Raw genomic sequence first — 18,045 nt, 5'->3', positions numbered from 1 at the left:
CTCCAGGCGAAGGTTAGTCGAGGCCGTTGAGCCAGTCGACGACGAATTCGGCAATGCGGTCGCTGTTGCGGTCCAGCATGCAGAAATGGGAATTGCCGGCGATGCCGGCGGCAGGCAGGTCCAGCACGTCGGCGCGCTTGCCGGCCCGCCGCAGGGCGTCCCAGTAGGCGTCGGTCTGGGCGCGGTAGCGTTGCCAGGTGTCGCTGTGGTCGAAGTGGTCGCCCCAGACCAGCAGGTGCGGGGGCAGGGGGCCGTCAACGCGCTCGGGCGTGCCAGTCGGCTCCAGCGCCACCACCGCGCGGATCGGACCGGGGCATTCGCGCGCCAACTGGGTGGCGTAGCCGCCGCCCTGGCTGTGGCCGATGACGATGCAGGGGCCGGCCAGGTCGAGCAACTGGCGGTAGGCGTCCAGCGCCATGGCGTCGTGCGCCAGCCAGCGCGGCACGAACTGCTTGGCGAAGGTGTCGAAGGCATCCTCCGGGAACTGCTGCGCCGGGTAGGCGCGGCGCGGCCGGCCGGCGGGCGCGTAGCCTTCGGCCGGGCCGATGCGGAACAAGTGCCAGGCCTCTTCCTTGGAGCGGAAAATCGGCGCCGCGTCGTAGACCTGCGGATACATCGCCCACGAGGCGCGGCCGCGCTCGGGCGCGTCGGCCACGAACACGTCATAGCCCGATTGCAGCAGCCGCCACAGCCAGCCCTGGCGGCCGTCGGGGGTGCTCTCCCATTGCGCGCCGCTCATGCCGCCGCCGTGCCACAGCAGCACCGGATGCGGGTGTCGCGGTTCGGCCAGCCGGTATTCCTGCACGTAGATCTGGCCGGCGCAGTAGCTGCCGTTCATGTCGATGGCGCGCGCGGCGCCGTTGCCCACCACTTGCCTGCGCAGCACCGGCAGTCCGCTGGCCACGACCTCACGGCCGCCCAGGAAGTGGCTGCGCAGGGATTTCAGCAGGACGGGGGCGTCGGACATCGGCATCTCCAGGGGACGCCGTAATACTAGTTGTAACAGGCGTGGGGTTTGTGCAAAATGCGCAGGATCTGTGCCGATCCGGCACAACCACACAAGAAGAGGGGAGACGGATGGATATCAAGTGGCTGGAGGACTTCGTGGCGCTGTCGAAGGCGCGCAACCTGTTCCAGGCGGCCGAGGCGCGCAACGTCACGCATCCGGCCTTCGGGCGCCGCATCAAGGCGCTGGAGGACTGGGCCGGCGTGCCGCTGGTCGAGCGCGGCCACCAGGTGTCGACGCTGAACGCGGCCGGGCGCAGCATGCTGGCGGCCGCTATCGACGTGCTGGACATCCTGCGCGAGACGCGCCAGGGCCTGCAGAAGCCGGAACTGGAACGTACCCGCCGCATCGCCATCGCTTCCGGCAAGACGCTGGCGCATTCGGTGCTGCCGGGGCTGATGGCCAGGGTGCAGCAGGGCATGCAGCCGTTCCAGCTGAAGGTGGTCACCACCACGCTCAACTTTGGCATCGACATGCTGGCCGACGGCGAGGTCGATTTCCTGCTGTGCCACGCGCACGAGCCGCTGTACGCGCAGATCGACAACCCCAACTACCGCTTTCGCCGGGTCGGCGCCGACAAGCTGGTGGCGGTCAGCGCGCCGCTGGCGCCGGGCAGCCGCCATCCGCGCCATGCCGTGCCCAAGCTGGCCTCGGATCCGGCCGTGCCGTTCCTGGCCTACGCCGACAGCATGTCGCTGGGCCGCATCCTGCGCGACCGCCTGCGCGGCCTGTGCGTGCCGGCGCGGTTGCAGACCATGTATGAATCCGACCTGGCGGACGCGCTGCATGCCATGGCGCGGCAGGGCTTCGGCCTGGCGTGGCTGCCGCACACGCTGGTCGAATCCGACCTGCGCGCCGGCGCCCTGGTGCGGGCCGACAGCGCGCGCAACGACATCCACATGGAGATCCGGCTGTACCAGTCGGTGGACAATGCCAAGCCGCTGGCGCGCCAGGTGTGGAGCCGGATCGAGGCCTACGCGGCGCGCTAGGGCGAAGGGCGGCGCCAGCCGGCACCGTTTTTCCGGCGCCGCGCGGCAAACAGGGACAAAAGATGCCGGCGGCGCCCGGCAGGCATAGAATGGCGGATTATTCCGCTTCCCGACCACAGGATCCCGCGCCATGAACGCACGCATCCCCGACGACGCACTTCCTCCTACCCTCGATCCGAAGGCTCTGCAGGCTTTTGTGGACGACAAGTGGGACAACGAGATCATCCCCGCCCTGACCGACTACATCGCCATCCCGGCCAAGAGCCCGGCGTTCGACGCCGACTGGGAAAAGAACGCGTTCATCGAGCGCGTGGTGCGCGACGCGGCGCAGTGGGTCGAAGCGCAGAAGGTCTCGGGCCTGAAGCTGGAAGTGGTGCGCCTGCCCGGCCGCACGCCGGTGATCTTCTTCGACGCGCCCGCCACCCGCAGCGACAACGGCGACACCGTGCTGCTGTACGGCCACCTGGACAAGCAGCCGGAATTCTCGGGCTGGCGCGCCGGCCTCGGCCCCTGGACCCCCAAGTACGAAGACGGCAAGCTCTACGGCCGCGGCGGCGCCGACGATGGCTACGCGGTTTACGCCTCGCTCACCGCCATCATGGCGCTGGACAAGCAGGGTATCCCGCGCCCGCGCTGCGTCGGCATCGTCGAGACCTGTGAGGAATCCGGCAGCTACGACCTGCTGCCCTATGTCGACGCGCTGCGTGACCGCCTCGGCAACGTGGCCCTGGTGGTGTGCCTGGATTCGGGCGCCGGCAACTACGACCAGCTGTGGATGACCACCTCGCTGCGCGGCATGGTGTCGGGCACGTTGGAAGTGCAGGTGCTGGACGAAGGCGTGCACTCGGGCGACTCCAGCGGCGTGGTGCCGTCGTCGTTCCGCATCCTGCGCCATCTGCTGGACCGCCTCGAAGACAGCGCCACCGGCCGCCTGCTGCCGCAGAGCCTGCACTGCGAAATTCCCGCCGACCGCATCGAACAGGTGCACGCCACCGCCCGCATCCTGGGCGACGAAGTGTGGCGCCGCTTCCCCTGGAGCTGCGGCGCCGACGGCGGCTTCGTGCTGCCCATGACCACCGAGCCGGAACAGGCCCTGTTGAACCGCACCTGGCGCCCGACCCTGTCGGTGACCGGCGCCGAAGGCCTGCCGCCGCTGTCCAGCGCCGGCAACGTGCTGCGCCCGCGCACCGCCTTCAAGCTGTCGCTGCGCCTGCCGCCGCTGGTCGACGCCGTCGCCGCCTCGGAGGAAATCAAGGCCCTGCTGGAAGCCGACGCGCCCTACAACGCCAAGGTCCTCTTCAAGGCCAACGAAGGCGCCGCCACCGGCTGGAACGCGCCGGCCTCGGCGCCGTGGCTGACCCAGGCGCTGGATGCCGCCTCGCAGCAGTACTATGGCGCGCCCTGCGGTTACATCGGCCAGGGCGGCACCATTCCGCTCATGAGCATGCTGCAGAAGGGCTTCCCCAAGGCCCAGTTCATGGTGTGCGGCGTGCTGGGGCCCAAGTCCAACGCCCACGGCCCGAATGAATTCCTGCACGTGCCCTACGGCAAGAAGCTGACCGCCGCGGTCGCGCAGACCATGGCGGCGATGCCGGCGGCCTGATCGGCGTTGGCGCAGGAAAGAAAGCCCGGCCTGGCCGGGCTTTTTTCATGGCGTCGCGGCGGCGCCGCGCCCCGAGGGGCGGAAGACCACGTGGAGCGAAGCGTTGGAGGTCACGCGCAGGATCACGTTCGCGCGCGGGCGGCCTGAAAGACAGTGGGCAAGCCGCCGCAGCAACAGCCGCAGCGAGACAAGCACGAACGCGGCTTCCACGAACACGAGGGTGAGCAGCGTGCCGGGAGATTCATTTTGGGGAGCGAGCCGCACGACGCTGTGCAATCCGTCGTCGGCCAGCAACGCCTGCATGCGCGCCGTCAGGCTATTCATGGCATCGATGTTCTCGATGTAGAAGTCTTCGCGTCGCCGTAGCAGCGCCGCCAGCGCTTCGTCGGACAGGTGGTCGGCGAAATAGGTGAGCGCGATGGCCATCCGTTTCTCTCGTGGGGGGCGTGGCGCCACGCTAGCACAGCCCCGTCTCGCGGCGCCACAGGCGCCGGCGATGTCGGACGAAAGGTGGACGGTGAGCGCGACCGTCAAGGGCGCCCCGGCCGTCGCCGTCACAGCGTCCGCACCAGCGCCATCGCCCCGAACAGCGCCGCCAGCCCCAATCCGAGCGACAGGCCGGCGTACAGCAGCGCGGTGCCGATGCGACCCTGTTCCACATGCAGCGCGGTCTCCAGCGCGAAGGTCGAAAAGGTGGTGAAGCCGCCGACAATGCCGGTGGTCAGGAACAGCCGGGTCGGCTGCGACACCGAGAACTTCAGCGCCAGCAGTTCGGTGATCAGCCCCATGACGAAGCAGCCGATCACGTTGGTGGCCAGGGTGGCGTAGGGGAAGGCGATCCAGCCCAGGCGCAACGCGGCCAGGCTCATGCCGTAGCGGGCGGCCGAGCCGAGGCCGCCACCGATGAAAACCAGCAATAGATTCAAGATTTCTCTCCAGGTGAAACGATGGAGAGCAACAGCCTGGGGCTTGTCCACGGACCGCGCCGGTTGAAGGCGCGGGCGGCCTGCGACGAGGTCGCGGCCCGAAAAACAAGAAACCCGCCGCGGCGGGTTTTGTCCGGACGGCACCCGCTGCGGGCATGTTGCCCGGTCAGCAGGAGCCATCAGCCGAGGGATCGGCGGTTTTGGGAAGCTCCATTCCCATTGCGATCGATTGTATCCCAGGCGCGGCGGCAGGGCGTTGGCCCAGGGGGAACCCGGTCGCGGGGCCTTCCACCGGGTCGCCTATACTCGCGTTTTGCCAGGACGACCCGCCATGATTTCCACTTCCGACGCCTACGCCAACGTGGTTGCCGAAACCCGCCATTGGCTCACCCAGGCCGTGATCGGCCTGAATCTCTGTCCGTTCGCCAAGGCGGTCCAGGTCAAGGACCAGATCCGCTTTGCCGTCAGCGATGCGACCGATGCCGAAGGCGTGTTGACCGACCTGCAGGACGAGCTGGCGCTGCTGGCCGAGGCCGATCCGGAAAAGATCGACACCACGCTGCTGATCATCCCCGACGCGCTCGACGATTTCCTGGAGTTCAACGACTTCGAGGACCTGTCGGACCGCCTGCTCAAGCGCATGCGCCTGGTGGGCGAGCTGCAAGTGGCCACGTTCCACCCCCGGTTCCAGTTCGCCGACACCCAGCCGGACGATATCGAGAACTACACCAACCGCTCGCCGTATCCCATCCTGCACCTGCTGCGCGAGGACAGCATCGACCGCGCGGTCGAGTCGTTCCCGGACGCCGCCGAGATTTACGAGAAGAACATCGACACGATGCAGCGGCTGGGCCTGGAAGGCTGGAAGCGGCTGATGAGCAAGCCTTGAGGCGGGCTTTGCTCCCGTTCCAGGCGGGCCTTTCCCGCGCGGGGCCGCGCAGGCGCGCGGCGCTGGGTCGAACCCGGCACCGGGATATCCCTAGATAGCCCCCGCGCCATATTGCATACAAGATACCGTCATTGAGACCCCCCGCCGTTCGGCGGGCGGCCTGTGTTTCCTTCCCCTCTTGTTCATCGCATGGCTCGCGCGGCCGCCTGTCGCGCGGACGTCGTGCGCGCCTGTCTGGAGAGAGCCTTATGCCGTTCACCCGCCGCCACGCCCTGGGCACGCTTGCCGCGCTGCCGTTGCTGCCTCGCCTGGCGCTTGCCCAGGCCCAGGCCGATTTCCCAACCCGCCCCGTGCGCCTGCTGGTCGGCTTCGCGCCCGGCGGCCTGACCGACATCGCCGCGCGCGCGCTGGCCGAGCGCATGGCCGGCATCCTCAAGGGCAGCGTGGTGGTCGAGAACCGTCCGGGCGGGCAGACCATCATCGCCACCGCGGCGGTGGCGCGGGCCGAACCCGATGGCTACACCCTGGGTTTTGTCGGGACCAACGGCATGATCCTCAACCCATTGCTCTACAACGACCTGCCGTACCGGTCGTCCGATTTCAAGCAACTGGGCTCGATGGGCAAGTCGCCGATGCTGCTGATCGTGCATCCGGCGCTGGGCGTGAAGAACGTGCAGGAGTTCATCGCGCTGGCGAAGCAGAAGCCCGGCGACATCACCTGCGCCCATGCCGGGCGCGGCGTCATCAACCATCTGGCGCTGCTGCACTTCCAGTCCAAGACCGGCACGCAGTTCCAGGACGTGCCATACAAGGGCAGCGGCCCGGCGCTGCTGGACTTGATGGCCGGCACGGTGCAGAGCACCTTCGATTTCCCGACCTCGGCCCTGCCCAACATCCGCGCCGGCAAGCTGCAGGTGCTGGCGGTGACGGCGGACCAGCGCCTGTCCAGCCTGCCCGACGTGCCGACCATGAAGGAGGCCGGCGTCGACGGCTTCGAGCTGTACACCCGCATGATGATCTCGGGCCCCGCGGCGATGCCGGCCGCGGTCGCCGCGACGCTGGAGAAGGCGGTGCGCGAAGGCACCCGCGACCCCGGCCTGGTCAAGCAATTCGCCGAGCAGGGCGTGACCGTGGCTTTCACCTCGTCGGCCGATCTTGAGCGGGTGATCGCCGAGGAATCCGCCTTGTGGGCCGGCGTGATCCGCGCCAACAACGTGCCCAAGACCGACCTGAAAGGCTGAGCAAGCGTCATGACCGAACAGGCCCGTATCACCGTCACGCCCGAATCCGCGCTGATCGACGTGCCGCGCGAGATCCGCATCGACGGCTTTCCTGCCTACGGCTTCGTCACCGTCACCGCCCGCATGCGGATGAGCGGCGTGCCGTGGCGTTCGCAGGCGGTGTTCATGGCCGGCCACGACGGCAGCCTGGACCTGGCGCGAGACTGCCCGGTGTCCGGCAGCTATGCCGAGCCGTCCGCCATGGGACTGGTGTGGTCGATGACCTGCGAGGAGATGGACCGGGTGGTGTTCCCGCCCGATCGCACCGAGCCGCTGGCGATCGACCTGCACGCCACCGACGGCCAGCGTGAGGCCACCGCGCGGCTGGTGCAGACCTTCGTGGCCGAAGGCGTCACGCACCGCGCGGTGCGCGAGCAGGTCGGCGGCATGACGCTGTCGGGCGAGCTCTACACGCCCGCCGGCCCCGGCCCGCATCCGCTGGTGATCTACATGAACGGCTCGTCCGGCGGCGTCAACGCGCCACGGGCCGCGCTGTTCGCGGCCCGCGGCTACCAGTGCCTGGCGCTGGCCATCTTCAACTACGATGGCCGGCCCAAGTACCTGAACGACATGCCGCTGGAATACTTCGAGCATGCGCTGTGCTGGGCCCGCGCCGAACTCAAGCCGCGCGACGGCTTCGTGGCGCTGTCCGGCATCAGCCGCGGCGGCGAGACCGCATTGCTGGTGGCGTCGCACTATCCCGACCTGGTGAGCGCGGTGGTGGCCTACGTGCCGTCGCCGGTGACGCACGGCGTGGTCAGCGCGGGCGAGCCGGGCACGGGACGCAATGCGCAGGTATGGCGCAAGGGCGGCGAGCCCTTGCCGCACCTGTGGCAGGACAACCCCAGCGCCGATTGGGAGGCGGCCTACGCCTCGGATCCTCCGTACCGGCAGACCCATGCTTTCCTGAGCGCCAGCCGCGATGCCGCCGCGTTCGAACGCGCCCGCATCGCGGTGGAACGCTATCCGGGCCCGGTGCTGCTGGTGAGCGCGTCGGACGACGGCTTCTGGCCCAGTACCGCGTATTGCGAGATCGTCGTGCGCCAGCGCGAGGCGCACGGGCTGCCCACGTCGCATTACGTCTGCAAGGGGGGCGGGCATCATGTGCACTATCCCTGCCTGCCGGCCACGCTGATCAGCAAGCCGCACGCCATGTCGGGACTGTTGCTGGACGCGGGCGGCACGCCGCCGGCCAACGCGGCCGGCAATGAGGGGTCCTATCGCGCGGTGCTGGCCTTCCTGGCGCGCGCGACCGGGCAAGCGTCATAACGCGCACGGCCCCGACCGGCGAGGCCGGCGGGGCCGTGGGGCGCGGGCCGGCTCATGCACCGATCCGCGAGCGTTCCAGAAGATTACGCTTCGGCGGCTTCCTCGGCCGCGACCACCGGCTGCACCTGATCGATCAGGCTGGGCCAGGTGTTGATCGACAGCAGGTGGCAATAGACCAGCGGCAGCCAGCCATTGGCGCGCCAGCGCAGGAATTCCGCTTCCGGCAGCTTGTTGAACTTGGCTTCGTCGATCACCTTGAAACCGGACATGGCCAGACGCTGACCGTCGGCCAGGGTGATGTCGGCGCGGTTCTCGATCAGCAGGTCGGCGTCGGCCAGGGCGCGCGCGAACTCCAGCGTGTAGGCGTGCTGGTTCTGGTAGTCGCGGCAGAATTCCAGCGCGCTGCGGGCCAGCGCGGTCGGCTCGCCGGCCTCGTCGAAGAACGGGTTGTCGCGGCCCTCGACCACCGCGGTGGCCTTCTCGTCGACGCACAGCGTGAACTGGCTGCGGTCTTCGTTCTCCATGAAGATGAAGGGGTAGCGGCGCACGTAGGCCGGGATGTAGGTGCCGGGGCGCCATTGGCCCTGCGCGTCGACGAACAGGTTTTCCTGGCCGCGCACGCCCAGCACCGCGACCGGCGTGGGTTGCTCGCCATCGGTGAAGACGATGGGGAAGTGGCGGCACGCGGTCGGCAGCTCGGTGGCCACCAGCGGCACCGCGTTGGTCTTGGCGGCGTAGGCGAAGCCGGTGTTGCCGGCCAGCGACAGGTTGGCGTGCACGCCGGCGGCGAGCGGACGGGGTTGCTCGTAGAAGAGGGGAAGCGAGGTTTGCGTCGTCATGGTGTCTGGTCAGAGAGTACGGGATTGGATGTCGGTGTCGCGGCGCGCGTCGTCGGCGGCGCCTTCGACGGCGGGGCGTTGTGGGTTGCCGCCCGGGGTTTGCAGCACCGGGTGGTTGCCGGTCGGCACGGTCAAGACCGCATTGTCGCCGGAAGGCAGTTGCCAGGAAAAGGCCGAGGCCACCGTCAGCACCTGCGGATCAGCGAAGGCGCCCAGCACGTCGGGGCCGAAGCCCTTGGACGGCACGGTGCCCTGGAACAGCGGGTTGGCGGTGGGCGTGCTGGGGATCACCGAGCGCGGGGCCGTGACCGCCGCCAGGCGGTCGATCACGTCCGTCTGGCCCCAGGCGGCGCCGTTCATGTAGTACGGCGCGCCGGCCAGTGAGCTGCGGATCGTGGTCGCGGCCATGGAGCCGTTCTTGCCGCCGATCGCGCCCCACATGTCGGCCGAGCCGGCGTTCGGCACGGTCAGCCCGGCCACGTTCAGCTTGTGGCTCGGATCCGCGTCGTTCAGGCCGATGCGCAGCGCGCCCGAGCCCGAAGCCAGCGTCAGGGACGTCTGCGGTCCGCTCATGCCGACGGCGGTGATGTCGCCGTTGGTCTGGATGACCGCGTTGCCGCCCTGCAGCTTGGCCGGCGCGCCCAGGTTGATCGGGCCCTGCGTCACCAGCAATTGCGCCGGCAGCGTCAGCCCGGCGCCGCCGGTCTGGGTGAAGCCGGTGGCGGCCTTCACGGTGCTGCCCGCGCCAAAGGACGTGGTGCCGGTCGGGCTGGTATTGGCGATGCGGATCGAACCCGTGTCGGCGGTGACGTTCTTGCCAAATGACAGCGTGCCGCCCGAGATGTCGATGCCGTCCGGGCCGGAGGCGCGCACCGCGCCGTTGTAGCTGGCGGACTTGGCCTCCAACTGCTGCACACGGTAGGCGCTGACGTCGCCGTTGAACACGATGGTGTCGACGGCGCGCAGGGTCAGCGAACCCAGGCCGGTGGCATCGCCCGCGACCTGGATGTTCTTGCCGGCGTTGACGTTCAGGTTGTTGCCGTTGCCGCCATCCAGCTTGCTGCCCAGGATCACCGAGCCGGTGTCGCTGGTCAGGTCGCGGTCGCCCTTCAGCGTCACGGCGCCGTTGTAGACCTGGTCGCCGGTGGTGTGCGTCTTGCCGCCGCCCAGGGTGGTGGCGCCGGTGACGGCCACGCTGCGCAGCGGCGTGGTGGCGCCGACGTCGCCCTGGATATCGGCGTTGCCGACGATGACCAGGCCTTGCTGGCCCGGCTGGGTGCCGTCGACGCCGGCCTTGAGCTGCACGTTGGCGCCGGTCAGGGTGGTGTCCACGCCGCTCAGGATGACGTGCTGGCCGTATTGCTGCGTGCCGGTGGTGTCCACCGAGCCGCCGTTGATCAGCACGTCGCCATTGCCGCCGGTCTGCACCGAGGCGGCGCGCACCGGGCCGTCCAGCACGATGTCGCCGGCGGCGCTGACCTTCAGGTCGCCCAGGCGCGAGCCCTGGCCGACCGGGCCGGAGAAGGTCACTTCGCCTTGATTGGCGACGACCGTCAGGCCGTGGCCGCCATCGACCGCGCGGTCGAAGCCGATGTCGCCCTGGCGGCTGGTCACCGAGACGTTGCCGCCCACGGTCACATTGCCCTGGTACGACTGTTCGCCGTCGGTGACGATGCTGCCGGCGCCCAGCGTGGCGTTGCCCGTGACCGTCAGGCTGGCCAGCGGATCATTGGCGCCCAGCGGTCCCTTGAGCACGGCATTGCCGTCGATGGTCAGGTCGTGCTTGCCGTCGCCGCCGCCCAGCAGGCTGACGGTGCTGCCCTTGAGCACGGTGTCGGTGCTGAACACGGCGCGTTCGCCATAGGACTGCGTGCCGGTGGTGTCGATCAGGCCGCCGTTGATGGCCAAGGTGCCGCCCGCGTCGGTGTTGACCGACGCGGCGTACACGGCCTTCTCGAAGGTGGTGGTGCCGTTGCTGTTGACGGCCAGGGCGCCCAGGCGGCCCGTGGCGGCGTCGCCGACCTGTTCGGCAAAGCGCACGTCGCCGCTGCCGCTGCTGACCGTCAGGCCGCTGCCGTTGCCGCTGGTGACCGTATCGTTGAAGGTCACCTTGGCGTCGGCGGTGCTCAGTTGCGCATTGCCGGACAGTTCGACCTTGCCCAGGTAGGACTGTTCGCCCACCGTCTTGAGCGGGCCGCCGCCGAGCGTCGCGTCGCCGTCGACGGTCAGATAGGCCAGGCGGCCATTGGCGCCGGCGCCCACCGGGCCGTTGATCGTGGCCGGACCTTCGATGGTCAGGCCCTGGCCCTCGTCGGTCGAGTTCGCGCCGCCGGCCAGGGTGACGCTGGCGCCCTTGAGCGTGACGTTGCCGCCCAGCGTGACCAGCTCGCCGAATCGCATGACGCCAGTGGTGTCGACACGCTCTCCCGTGATGGTCACGGCGCCCGGGTCGTCGGTCTGCACCGATGCCGCGTAGACCGAACCATTGAAGGCGGTCGTGCCGGCCGTGTCGACCGTCAGGCTGCCCAGGCGTTGCGTGGCGCTGCCGACCGCGTCGAAGCTGACGTCGCCGCCGGCCGTGGACACGACGTGCAGGTCATGCGTGCCGTCCAGCGCGCCGTCGAAGGCCACGCCGCCGGTGGTGGTGCTCAGCGTGTGATCGCCGCTCAGCGTCACGGCGCCCTTGTAGCGCTGGTTGCCGGTGGTGGCGATGCTGCCCGCATTGAGCGTGGCGGCGCCGTCCAGCGTCAGGCTGGCCAGCTTGGTGGTGGCGCCGATGGCGCCGGTCAGCAGGGCCGTGCCGTCGATTTCCAGCGCATGGGCGCCGTCGGCGCCGTTGGCCAGGGTGACGGTGGTGCCGGTCAGCACCGCATCGTCGCCCAGCGTCACGTGGCCGACGTAGGTCTGCGTGCCGCTGGTGGTGACGCTGCCGCCGTTGATGGCCGTGTCGCCGGTGCCCGCCTGGTTGAGCGAGGCGATGTCGACCGCGCCGCCGTAGGTGGTGGTGCCGCTGCTGGTGACGGTCAGCGCGTTGGCGCCCGACACGGCGCCCGTGAAGGCGACCGCGCCGCTGCCGGTGGTCACGCTCACGGTGCTGGCCAGCGTGGTGGCGCCGTCGACGCCGAAGGCGTCGTTGGCGGTGGTGTACGCGCCGCGCAGCGTGGTGGCGCCGTTGTACTGCTGGGCGCCGGTGGTGGCGACCTGGCGCAGGTCGATGTTGTTGCCGGTGATGGTCAGGCTGGCCAGGTTGGAGGCATTGCCGCCCAGCGTGACGTCGCCGTCGTCGGCCACGATCACGGCCTGCTGCGCGCCGCCGTTCAGCGCGCCCGAGAGGGCGACGCCGCCGTTGGCGCCGTTGGCCGTCAGGGTGCGCTTGCCGCCGGCCAGCGTGGCGTTGCCGGTGATGCCGATGGCGCTGCCGGTCAGGTCGCCGTTGAGGGTGACGTTGCCGGTGTAGGCCTGGCTGCCGCTGGTGTTGGCGGCGGCCATGGCGATGGCCGCGCCGCTCACGGACAGGTCATGCACATCGGTGCTGGCAATGTCGTGGCTGACGGTGACGTTGCCGGCGCCGGAGGCCAGCGTGACATCGCCGTTGTTGCCGGCCGCCAGGCCGACCGCGCTGACCAGATTGCCGGTGGCGCCGATGCCGATGTTGCCGTCGGCCGTGGCGATGCGGCCCAGCGTCAACGCACCGCTGCCGTCCACGTAGATGTCGCCACTGCCCAGGACGTTGGCCTTGAGGTTGCGGGCTGTGGTGGTGACGTGGCTGGCCGAGGTGCCGATGCCGGTTTTGCTGGTCAGGTCCAGGCTGTTGGCCGTGAGGCTGTTGCCCAGGCCCAGCAGCGAGCCTTCGGCGGCGCTCAGGACCACGGTGCCGCTGGCGGCGCCGGCGTTGACGGTGTCGATCTCGACGTCGCCGTGCTGCGAGGTCAGCGTGATGCTGCGGTTGCTGCCGGCGGCGGTGGCCGAAGCCGTCAGCGAACCGCTGGCCGTGGCGTTGATATCGCCATTGGCGGTGCTCAGCGAAGCGTCGAGCGCGCCGGTGTTGGTCAGCGTCAGGTCGGCCGCCGTGGTGGTACCGGTCAGGCTGGCGGCGACGGTGCTGGCCTCGGTCACCAGGCTGGTGTCGCCGCCCGCGGCGCCGCTGCTGAAGCTGACCGTGGTGCCCTTGGCGGCGATGGTGCGCGGCGTGGCGCCGGTCGCCACCACGTCCTGCGTGCCCCGCAGCGTGAGGGTGCCGTTGGCCTGCACGCCGGCGCTGGCCAGCGTCAGCGTGCCGCCGGAGGACAGCAGCAGATTGTCGGCGCTGTTGGACATGCCGCCGCTGGCGTCCAGATCGCCGGCGGTGGTCAGGTAGACCGAGCTGTGGGCGCCGGCCTGCTGGATGTTGCCGCTGTTGGCCGAGAGCGCGCGCGTGCCGACGTTGTTGATCACGATGACGGCGCCGTCGGCTGCGGTCGACAGATTGCCCAGCGCGCCGAGGTTGGTGCGCAGCGCGATGCCGCCGGTGCCGTTGCCCGGATAGGCGGCCGAGCCGATGCTGCCGCCGGCGTTGGCGGTCAGGCTGTTGCCGGTGATCAGGTTGCCCGCCAGCGCGCCCTTGATCGAGCCTGCGGCCTGCAGCGTGACGTCGCCGGCCAGCTTGGCGTCGATCGTGTTGATCGACAGGTCACCGCTGGTGGTGGCGATCGAGATGCCGTTGTTGGCCGAACTGGTCTTGCTGACCGCGCTGGTGACCAGGGTCGGGCCGGCGGTGGTGATGCCGATGGCGCCGTCCTGGGTGATGACCGAGGCCAGCGTGGTGCCGGCCGTGCGGTTGTCGTCCAGGTAGAGCGAGCCGCTGCCGGTGACTTCCGCGATGATGTTGGCGGCGGTCGTCTGCAGGTTGTCGGGCGAGCCGGCCGCGCCGCCGATGCCCGAGCCGGCCTTGAGCGTGACGCTGTTGCCGATGATGCGGGTCGATTCCTCGCGGTCGTCGACGATGGTGCTGCCGGTCTTGCTGAAGTCGATGTTGACGCTGCCGGCGCCAGCGTCGATGTTGCCCGCGACCAACTGGCTGTTGGTGCCGTTGCCGACGATCTTGATGAGGCCGCTGCTGGCGACGGCGTTGGCGATCTGCAGATTGCCGGCGGCCGCGATGTCGATGGTGTTGCCCGACAGGTACGAGTAGACGGAGTTGTTGTCCGCCGCCAGGTACATGCCGCCATTGGTGGTGACTTCGACGCGCTGGCCGGTGGCGTTGATGCGGCCGCTGGCGGCGCCGACGGCGTTGGCGCCGTTCAGGGCAACGCCGTAGGCCTTGACGGTGGCGCCGGCGGCGTCGGCCAGGATCGAGCCGCTTTCGGCGTTGAGCGTGACCTGGCCGTGGTTGGCGCCGGCCTGCACGTTCTTGACCGTGATGTTGCCCGCGGTGGTCTTGACCGAGATGTCGTTGCCGGTGGCGTCGGTGCCGGAGGTGACGCTGGTCAGCGCCAGGCTGCCGTTGCCGGTGATGCGCGTCTCGCCATTGGCGACCGAGGTCGTCAGGCCGCCCAGCAGGTTGCCGCTGCTCTCCAGGTAGAGCGAGCCGTCGCCGGTGACGGTGGCCGACACCGGGCTGTTGGGCGCGGCGATCTTGATGGCCGCGTCGCGCGTGCCGATGCCGTTCTGCGCCGTCAGCGTGATGGCGCCGGCGCCCGCGCCCGAGAGCGTGCCGCCGCCGTACAGGATGCTGCCGGTCTGGGCGTTCAGGGTCAGGGCGTTGCCGGTGCCATAGCTGACCGTGCCGACCAGGATGTCGCCCGTGGTGGTGGTGACCGACAGGTCGCCGCCCGCGCGCAGGTTGCCCAGGTTGATCGAGCCGTTCTGCTTGAGCCAGATGCCGCCCGAGGCGGTGGCGGCGATGTTCTTGACCTGCGTGCTCAGCGCCAGGCCGGCCGAGCCGATGGTGTTGGGCGTGTCGCCCGTGCCGGTGGACAGCGTCAGGTCGCCCGCCACGATCTTGGACGAGCCGTTCATGCCCTGGATGGAGCCGCCCGTGTAGTAGTACGGGTTGGTCGACAGCGTTACCGAGCCGTTCTGCGTGACGTCGATGTCGTGCAGGTTGATCGCGCCCACGGCCTGGTAGGTGAAGTTCAGGCCGGTGGTGTCGCGCACCACGGTCAGCGCGGTGGCGTTGTTGGAGTCGCCGCCGCTGAACGTCAGGTTCTTGGCGTCGATGGTCAACATGCCCGCGCTGCCCAGGTTCGAGCCCTGCGCGTTGTTGCGGATGATGGTCAGGTCGGACAGGTCGGCCAGGTTGTCGACGTAGATGCTGCCCGGCGTGGCCATGGTCAGCTTCTCGGTGTTCAGGTGCAGGCGGGCCGAGTTCGACGCGCCGATCGAGGTGCCCGTGCCGTAGTTGGCCGTCAGGTTGACGCTCTTGCCGGTGACCAGGTTGCTGTTGTTGGCGCCGACGATGCTGCCGCGCGCGGTCGACAGGGTGACCGCGCCGTCTGTGGACGTGATGGTGCCCACGGTCAGGTTGCGGCCGTTGTTGGCGGTGTCGGCGCTCAGGGTGATATCACCGGCGCCGGAGGCCGAGGCCACCTGCAGGCCATAGGCTTCCGTCAGCGCGATGCTGCCATCGGCGCGGTCGGTCTTGGTGGCGCTGAGGTTGACCGTGGTGGTGCCGTTGGCCAGCGCGGTGGTGCGAATGGCGCTCTTGTTGCCGATCGAGCCATTGGCCGTCAGGTTGACGGTGGTGGCGTTGTTGATCGTGCCGCTCAGGATCGAGCCGCCGGTGTTGTTGACGGTGAAGGCGTTGCCGTTGGTGTTGACCGTGCCCAGCTCGATGTCGCCGGTGGTGTTGCTGACCGAGCTGGCGCCCGTCGAGACCAGGCTCGGCAGGCTGGTGTTGCCTTCCACCGTGATGTACGCGCCGCCGCCATTGGCGCGGCCGTTCAGCGTGCTGACGCGGGTGTCGATGGCGTTGCCGGCGCCGGCCGCGCCGATGGCGTTGTTGGCCGTCAGGGTCAGGGCCGCCGCGTCGATCTTGGTGGTGCTGTCGCCGTCGCCCAGCAGCGAGCCGCCGCGCGAGGTCAGCGTGACGTTGTCGTTGCCGACATTGATCTTGCCGACCGTGATGGTGCGGTCGCTGGTGACGCTGAGGTTCAGGCCGCCCTGGTCGATCACTTGGCTCAGCACCAGGCCGGCGCTGCTGCCGCTGCCGCCGTCGGTGGCCTGGAATCCGATGTTGCCGCCGTCGCGGGTGGGCGAATTGATGCCGTAGCTGCGCGCGGCATTGCCGGTGGAGTACAGCGTCAGCGAATCGATGTGCGTGTCGGAATCGACGTAGACGTCGCCGGCGTTCTGGATGCTGACGATCGGCGCCGACAGGTTGATTTCGCGGCCGACCGCGCCGATGGCGCCCGAGCCCTGGGTGGTGATGTTGACCTGCGCGGCGGTGATGCGCTGGCTGTCGTCGGCGCTGCCCAGGATGCTGTTGTTGCTGGACAGGCGCACCGTGCCGGTCGGCTGCGTGTCGATGATGCCGATGTCCTGGCCGACGTTGCTCGACAGCATCAGGTTCAGGCCGGTGTTGTCGCGCACCTGGTTGACCTGCAGGCGGCTGCCGTTGTGGGCCACGTCGAACAGCAGTTCGTTCGACTGGATCTGGTAGGTCGCGGGCGCGCTGCCGGTGGCGTACAGCGACAGGCTGGCCAGGTCGCGGTCATTGTCCACGTAGACGTCGCTGCCGGCGGTGAGGTAGAGCTCGCTGGTGGTGGTGTGGATCGAGCCCGAGTCGTCGCCGGAAGCGACGCCGATCTGGCCGCTGGTACGCAGCGTGACCACGTCGCCAGTGATGTGCGAAGTCGGCGACAGGTTCAGGATATTGGCCCCCGAGCCATAGGCGTCCAGGCTCACGGTGTTGGCCGGGCCGACGTCGACGTTGCCGACGTACAGCGTGCGGTCACCGCCGAACGAGAAGTTCAGGCCGGTCAGGTCGCTGACCTCGGTCATGGCATAGGCGCCGGCGTCCGTGACATTGAACGTCAGGCCCTTGGCCGCGACCTGCAGCACGTTGTCCACTGCGCTGTTGGCGTGGTTGGCGGTGATGTTCAGCGAGAACAGGTCGCTGGCGTTGTTGACGTACAGGTTGCCGCCCGATTGCGTAGTCAGCTGGCGCGTGTCGGTCTGCACCGCGTTGCCGGCGCCACCGATGGACTGCGCGGCGGTCAGTGTCAGCGCCGGGGTGACGAAGCGGCCGGCGCCCTGCGTGATCGAACCGTTGGTCACGTTGACCTGGGCCGAGCTGGTGGCGCTGTTGTCCAGCAGCGTCAGGCTCTTGTTGTTCGACACCCACAGGCTGCCGCGGATGTTCGAGGACAGTGAGTCGACACTGACGAACAGCGGCTGGTTGGTGGCGTAGGTGCCCGTCACCGAGCTGGCGTTGAGCGTCAGCGCGCCAGTGGTGATATTCGGCGCGCTGGCGCCGTTGCCGTAGATGGTGCCGTTGCTGGCCAGAGTGACCGAGCCGCCGGCGGCGGTGGTGACCTTGTTGACGGTCAGCGCGCGGTCCGACGAGATCGACAGTGCCAGGTTGTCGGTATTGATGATGTTGCTGAGTGTCAGGCCCGAGACGTCGGTCGAATCATTCAGCGAGAACTCCGTCATGCCGGTGGCGCTGATGGCGTAGGTGTTGACGACCGCGCCGTTGGAACTGCTGTGATTGGCCGTCAACGACAGCGAATCGAGCTGCTTGTTGTTAGCCACGTTCACATTGCCAGCGGAGGCGATCGACAGGTTGGACGTGCTGGTCTCGGCAAAAACGCTGCCGTTGGTGCCCAGGGCGCTCAGGCTGACGCTGTTGCCGGTGATCAGGCCCGAGCCGCCGATGCTGGGGGCCAGGTCGCTGTTGACGTAGCGCGTGGTCAGCGACACCGAGCCGCTGCCGGCGTTGATGGTGTTCGAGGTGATCGCGGTGTCGGTGTTGATGGTCAGCGCCGCGCCCTGCATGTTGGCGCCGATCGTCATGTTGGTGCCGCTACCCAGCGACAGCGACTGCCCGCCCATGCCGGCGAAGGCATAGCTGTTGGTGTCGTAGTTGACGCTGCTGCCGGCGTCGCGGCGCGACAGGTACAGGTTCAGGCTGCTGAGCGCCTGGCCGCCGTTGTTCAGGTTGATGTCGCCGTTGTTGGTGACCGCCAGGTTGCTGGTGGTCACGCGCAGCGCCCGGGCGCCGGCGCCGATGGCGCCGGTATTGGCGTCGCGGGCGGTATAGCTG

General features: G+C 69.1%; 10 protein-coding genes and 1 riboswitch. Of the genes, 5 read left to right on the top strand and 5 right to left on the bottom strand.

Features of this window, described 5'->3' with window-relative positions:
* Positions 1-13: 13 nt before the first annotated feature.
* On the bottom strand, positions 14-967 hold the full coding sequence (locus AC6LKG_RS22515; RefSeq protein WP_498168361.1) for an alpha/beta hydrolase: 954 nt from the start codon (positions 965-967) through the stop codon (positions 14-16).
* A gap of 110 nt (positions 968-1,077) precedes the next feature.
* Here AC6LKG_RS22515 and AC6LKG_RS22510 point away from each other — a divergent pair, with 110 nt between their 5' ends.
* Positions 1,078-1,995, top strand: a complete 918-nt coding sequence (locus AC6LKG_RS22510) for a LysR family transcriptional regulator (RefSeq protein ID WP_498168358.1) — start codon at positions 1,078-1,080, stop codon at positions 1,993-1,995.
* Positions 1,996-2,125: 130 nt separating this feature from the next.
* The gene (locus tag AC6LKG_RS22505; protein WP_020928243.1) at positions 2,126-3,598 is read left to right on the top strand and encodes a M20 family metallopeptidase; all 1,473 of its coding nucleotides are present in this window, start codon (positions 2,126-2,128) and stop codon (positions 3,596-3,598) included.
* Between the two features lie 45 nt (positions 3,599-3,643).
* Here the strand turns inward: AC6LKG_RS22505 and AC6LKG_RS22500 are convergent, their stop codons facing one another.
* Complete coding sequence (locus AC6LKG_RS22500) at positions 3,644-4,024, bottom strand: hypothetical protein (RefSeq protein WP_421428948.1); 381 nt, start codon at positions 4,022-4,024, stop codon at positions 3,644-3,646.
* Between the two features lie 128 nt (positions 4,025-4,152).
* The gene (crcB, locus tag AC6LKG_RS22495; protein ID WP_054485157.1) at positions 4,153-4,524 is read right to left on the bottom strand and encodes a fluoride efflux transporter CrcB; all 372 of its coding nucleotides are present in this window, start codon (positions 4,522-4,524) and stop codon (positions 4,153-4,155) included.
* A gap of 163 nt (positions 4,525-4,687) precedes the next feature.
* Positions 4,688-4,751, bottom strand: a riboswitch (Fluoride riboswitch).
* Positions 4,752-4,855: 104 nt separating this feature from the next.
* Here crcB and AC6LKG_RS22490 point away from each other — a divergent pair.
* The 3 genes from AC6LKG_RS22490 (at position 4,856) to AC6LKG_RS22480 (ending at position 7,962) form a co-directional block, all read left to right on the top strand.
* Positions 4,856-5,413: a DUF1415 domain-containing protein gene (locus AC6LKG_RS22490; RefSeq protein ID WP_063581574.1), complete on the top strand. Its 558-nt coding sequence runs from the start codon at positions 4,856-4,858 to the stop codon at positions 5,411-5,413.
* A gap of 248 nt (positions 5,414-5,661) precedes the next feature.
* Positions 5,662-6,654: a Bug family tripartite tricarboxylate transporter substrate binding protein gene (locus AC6LKG_RS22485; protein ID WP_498168353.1), complete on the top strand. Its 993-nt coding sequence runs from the start codon at positions 5,662-5,664 to the stop codon at positions 6,652-6,654.
* 9 nt (positions 6,655-6,663) lie between these two features.
* On the top strand, positions 6,664-7,962 hold the full coding sequence (locus AC6LKG_RS22480; protein WP_498168350.1) for an acyl-CoA thioesterase/BAAT N-terminal domain-containing protein: 1,299 nt from the start codon (positions 6,664-6,666) through the stop codon (positions 7,960-7,962).
* Positions 7,963-8,045: 83 nt separating this feature from the next.
* Here AC6LKG_RS22480 and AC6LKG_RS22475 read toward each other — a convergent pair whose 3' ends face one another.
* Both AC6LKG_RS22475 and AC6LKG_RS22470 read right to left on the bottom strand, forming a co-directional pair.
* Positions 8,046-8,801 carry a SapC family protein gene (locus AC6LKG_RS22475; protein ID WP_498168348.1) on the bottom strand — a complete coding sequence of 252 codons (756 nt, stop codon included), beginning with the start codon at positions 8,799-8,801 and terminating at the stop codon, positions 8,046-8,048.
* A 9-nt stretch (positions 8,802-8,810) separates the two neighbouring features.
* Positions 8,811-17,984: a beta strand repeat-containing protein gene (locus AC6LKG_RS22470; protein WP_498168346.1), complete on the bottom strand. Its 9,174-nt coding sequence runs from the start codon at positions 17,982-17,984 to the stop codon at positions 8,811-8,813.
* Between the last annotated feature and the right edge of the window lie 61 nt (positions 17,985-18,045).

It is taken from the genome of Achromobacter sp. 46006 (assembly GCF_059761975.1).
Note: the sequence above shows the minus strand (reverse complement) of the source record. Positions and strands in the feature narration are given on the sequence as shown.

What these genes read in the sequence shown, in the direction of transcription:
- AC6LKG_RS22510 (WP_498168358.1), top strand. Translation starts at nt 1,078, where the DNA reads ATGGATATCAAGTGGCTGGAGGACTTCGTGGCGCTGTCGAAGGCGCGC.
- AC6LKG_RS22515 (WP_498168361.1), bottom strand. Translation starts at nt 967, where the DNA reads ATGTCCGACGCCCCCGTCCTGCTGAAATCCCTGCGCAGCCACTTCCTG.
- AC6LKG_RS22475 (WP_498168348.1), bottom strand. Translation starts at nt 8,801, where the DNA reads ATGACGACGCAAACCTCGCTTCCCCTCTTCTACGAGCAACCCCGTCCG.
- AC6LKG_RS22485 (WP_498168353.1), top strand. Translation starts at nt 5,662, where the DNA reads ATGCCGTTCACCCGCCGCCACGCCCTGGGCACGCTTGCCGCGCTGCCG.
- AC6LKG_RS22500 (WP_421428948.1), bottom strand. Translation starts at nt 4,024, where the DNA reads ATGGCCATCGCGCTCACCTATTTCGCCGACCACCTGTCCGACGAAGCG.
- AC6LKG_RS22505 (WP_020928243.1), top strand. Translation starts at nt 2,126, where the DNA reads ATGAACGCACGCATCCCCGACGACGCACTTCCTCCTACCCTCGATCCG.
- AC6LKG_RS22490 (WP_063581574.1), top strand. Translation starts at nt 4,856, where the DNA reads ATGATTTCCACTTCCGACGCCTACGCCAACGTGGTTGCCGAAACCCGC.
- AC6LKG_RS22480 (WP_498168350.1), top strand. Translation starts at nt 6,664, where the DNA reads ATGACCGAACAGGCCCGTATCACCGTCACGCCCGAATCCGCGCTGATC.